We start from the raw sequence: 2,573 nt of genomic DNA, 5'->3' as shown, positions 1-2,573 counted from the left end.
ATCGGCTTCAGCCACTGCCCCCAATGGCCCCATGACCAGCACTGCCACGACAGCTACCGTCTTTAATAAATACTTTCCCAGCTTCATTTAACCCCCTCCGCTTTGGCTACACACAACCAAAGAAAACTTTTCAGTGAATATTATCTACAACCTAAACTTCCTTGTTTCCTCTTGAAGCTTTCCAGCCAAATTCGACAAAGAATGGGATGCCGATGCGATTTCTTCACTAGAGGCCGACTGTTCCTGGGCAGCCGAAGAAATAGTCTGAGTTTCCCGTGAAGTATTCCGGCTAATGGTATCAATATCATCAACTGCTGAAACTACGCCCTGCATCCCTCTGGATACGGTTTGCACCGCCGAATTGATTTCATTCATTTCGGCCTTGATGGATATAACTCTATCGGTGATATCCTGGAACTGCTCGCCAACTTCCCGAATAGCCTGTGTACCCAAAGCAACTTCCTTAGTGCCATTTTCCATGGCGGTTACCGCCTGATCGGTATCTGATTGAATTGTATAGATACGGCTCTTAATTTCCTCCGTAGATTCCCGGGATTGCTCAGCTAATTTACGCACCTCTTCCGCTACTACTGCAAAGCCCCGTCCAGCCTCACCGGCCCGGGCGGCCTCAATAGCAGCATTTAAGGCCAGCAAATTCGTCTGATCAGCAATAGCTGAGATACTTTCCACAATTTCACCAATCTGCTGAGAATTTTCCCCCAATTTTTTTACAACTTCAGCTGAATGAGATACGCTCTGCTCTATGCTGCCCATCTTATCCATGGCATTTTGCATAAGCTTGGCACCCTGCTCAGCGGAAGCAGCCATCTGTTCCGTATCTTGAGCCACAGTATCGGTTTTCTTGGTCATTATATTTATATCAACAAATGCTCTATCAATATTTTCCTTTGCCCCTTCGACACTACTGAGCTGCCGTTCCATACCACCAGCTACATCAGTTACCGTTTGGGCCACATGGGTAGCGGCCTCAGCGGCTTGCTGGGAACTTGCCGTAAGCTCCTGAGAACTTGAAGCGACCTGTTCAGCTGATTTTGACATCTGCGTGATCAAGCCATGAATATTATCCCGCATGGTATTGAACTGCCCCGCCATTTGTCCAAATTCATCACTGGAGCTTGTATCCAACGGACTTAATACCAGATTACCAGCCGCCATTTCTTTCATATGACCTACCAGCCCCATTATCTGTTTTATAATCACATTGGAGAAAAACAGCAGCGAAGCCATTATAAGCGCAATACCAAAAATCGTAAGAATACTATATACCATTTTTAAGCGATTTATATCCGCAAATACAAAATCCGCTGGAACACTAACAACAGTCATCCAACCAGTGGTCGGCATAGTTTCATAGGCAATCACCTTCTCTTCCCCATTGGCCTCGGCGATAAAATATCCCGAAGGCTTGGAAGCCATTTCAACAATATGGGCCTTCAAAATCGGATTATCCGCCACTGGCTGCAAGTTTTCGTTCTCATCCGCCGAAGCTAAAATAAGCTCCGAAGCCGGATTGATAATCATGCCCTTACCCTGACCGTCATATTTTATATTCTTCGCCTTTTCTGACAAAGTATCAGTTTTAAAGGTAACACTTACTACGCCACTTGGGGCTCCATTTCTGGTATATGGTATACCCGCTGCACATACAATATCTCCAGTGGTTTTAGACTTATATGGGTCAGTAAAAATCATCTTCCCCGCTGCCTTGGCCTTTGTGTACCAAGCGCGTTTTGTCCAGGCAGATTGGCCGGTCTGATCTCCTCCAGTCCGGGCCATGCAAAATCCATCTTCCATTGCGTTTATAAGATTAGTTACTTCCTTGTCATCACTTACAGCCTGAGTAATTTCATGACTTCTGGCTATGGCTTCCTGATCAGCCGGCAAATGAGCAAGAATAGAAGCTACCCCCTGCCCCAACTGACCTTTTTCCAAAAGCCATGCCTCAGCTGCATTATTCTCGGCATGAATAATTGACACAATCTTTTCCTCAGTCGTTTCATTAACCGCACTGGAAGCTGTATAGTAACCGATGCCTGACACAACAGCCATTATTACTCCAGCCACGCCAGCCAAAGCAAAAAACTTTTGTTTAACATTCATACTACCACTCCTCTTGTTAAACTATATCCTCAAGTTTACATAAACCATAAAAATTTTCGCAAAAGAATATGTGTACATATTCAATGTACACTATAAAAATACCTTCTTAAAAAAATTTCATATTAGTATTATATACTAAATGGTTTTCCCCAATATCAAGTATATTGCTTAAAAAACACAACAAAAAAGCACTGCCATCTAGCAGTGCTTTACTTTTAACCGGCAACTTCCTATCGTTGTCTTTCACCAATTGGAAGGTTTAGACGGGTAGTATTTGGAAGTCGGGACTGATTGCCAGCAGCAATTAGGTTTCAGGGCGTTAAGAAACTATTTTATGCATTCCTGCCCCGTCGGAAAAAATCCATGTCTGAGCGTAGCGAGTTTGGATTTTTTTTGATGATATATTGAAGGCAGAAAATAGTTTTAGCAATGAAACCGGGCGACAGGCAACT

1 protein-coding gene is annotated in these 2,573 nt (G+C 43.9%); it reads right to left on the bottom strand.

Annotated features, from left to right (window positions below):
* Positions 1–144 precede the first annotated feature (144 nt).
* The gene (locus QZV24_RS10370) at positions 145–2,121 is read right to left on the bottom strand and encodes a methyl-accepting chemotaxis protein (RefSeq protein WP_294523564.1); all 1,977 of its coding nucleotides are present in this window, start codon (positions 2,119–2,121) and stop codon (positions 145–147) included.
* Positions 2,122–2,573: the final 452 nt, after the last annotated feature.

The organism is uncultured Anaerovibrio sp. (assembly GCA_902786545.1).
Taxonomy (GTDB): domain Bacteria; phylum Bacillota; class Negativicutes; order Selenomonadales; family Selenomonadaceae; genus Anaerovibrio.
Note: the sequence above shows the minus strand (reverse complement) of the source record. Positions and strands in the feature narration are given on the sequence as shown.

What these genes read in the sequence shown, in the direction of transcription:
- QZV24_RS10370 (WP_294523564.1), bottom strand. Translation starts at nt 2,121, where the DNA reads ATGAATGTTAAACAAAAGTTTTTTGCTTTGGCTGGCGTGGCTGGAGTA.